Raw genomic sequence first — 1,301 nt, forward strand, 5'->3', positions numbered from 1 at the left:
TGTACGGCCCGAAGACATGGGTAACAGTTTGTACCTAAGACATGGGTGACAACCTCGTGCCGAACGGGTTGTCGATGGTCTGCAAGGTCCTCTGTTCCAGGTCGATATATCCCAGATCATAGCGCATGAAGGAGACGAGCCAAATGCCGTCGTCGACTTCGGTGATTCCGAGCCTCTGGCCGGCGAGCACGGTAGAGATGTTAATCTTCTTCCTGTGCATGCAGATGCGGCCGCAGGCGGTGACGAGAATGTCCTTGTCATGGAAGGGATATTCCAGCTCGGGGAGGCCTTGATAGGCTCTTGAAGAATCTCTGTAGAGCTCGGCCGGCATCTTCATTTGGATTGCCTCGTGGGGCCTCTCGGCATTGAATTCGCTCATGAAAGCATCGAACCTGGCCTGCTGCTGCAGGGCGTTCATGCCCGGCGGCCGGGTCGTTTCGGCCTTGAGCGTGCGGTGCATGCGCTCGTGGCGGCCGTTCTCGTGCGGGTTGCCAGGCCGGATGCGCTCGATCGCGATGCCGAGCCTCAGCCAGAACACCGACAGCCTTGATAGATTGTAGAGGCCGTTGGGGCTTGCGAAGGGAAGGCCATTGTCGCTTCTAATCGCTTCCGGCAGACCGCGTTCCTTGAAGAGCCGGACGAAAGCCTCGATGACCGGAACCTCCTTTGTCGATTCAAGGGCTTCGCAGGCCAGCAGATAGCGCGAAGCCTGGTCGGTGACGGTCAGCGGGTAACAGTAGCGGCCGTTGCCGAGCTTGAACTCGCCCTTGAAGTCGGCGCACCAGAGATCGTTGGGCCGCGTCGCCTGGGACAGTTGCGTGCCCACGGCCTTGTTCGCCCGGTTCCTCTTGCGGGCCCGGCTCACAAGGCCGTGGCGGTCGAGCACGGCATGAACGGTGCTCTTGGCCGGAATGCGTACGTCGCCTGCGAGCTTGCGCACCAGCAACTCGCGTATCTTCCTGGCGCCCCAGTGCGGCTTCTCCCGCTTGCTCTCTATGATCATCCGTTCGATCTGGACCGGCAACTGGTTGGCATAGCGCACCGGCCGGCGCGAGCGGTCCGTCAGGGCCTCGAGACCCTCATCCTTGTAGCGATTGAAGATCTTGTAGCCCGTCTTGCGCGAGATGCCGAACTCCCGGCACACATCGCTCATGCCTTGCCCGTCGAGAAGGCGAGCGACAAAACGAAGACGTTCCTCCATCACCGAACACTCTTTCCACGGCATCAACACCTCCGGCCAAAAGCCAAAAGTGTTACCCATGTGTCCGGTACAAAACGTCACCTATGTCTCGGGTCGCTCA

Annotated in this window: 1 protein-coding gene; it reads right to left on the reverse strand. The window is 60.1% G+C overall.

The genetic code is table 11. The features are described from left to right. Positions 1-34 precede the first annotated feature (34 nt). Positions 35-1,225 (reverse strand): helix-turn-helix domain-containing protein, encoded by a 1,191-nt coding sequence (locus AC0L2Y_RS34420; RefSeq protein WP_473562313.1) that lies wholly within the window; start codon positions 1,223-1,225, stop codon positions 35-37. Positions 1,226-1,301: the final 76 nt, after the last annotated feature.

This window comes from Mesorhizobium sp. WSM4830, from assembly GCF_055811495.1.

Excerpts from the sequence above, each read along its gene's own strand:
- AC0L2Y_RS34420 (WP_473562313.1), bottom strand. The coding sequence starts at position 1,225 with ATGCCGTGGAAAGAGTGTTCGGTGATGGAGGAACGTCTTCGTTTTGTC.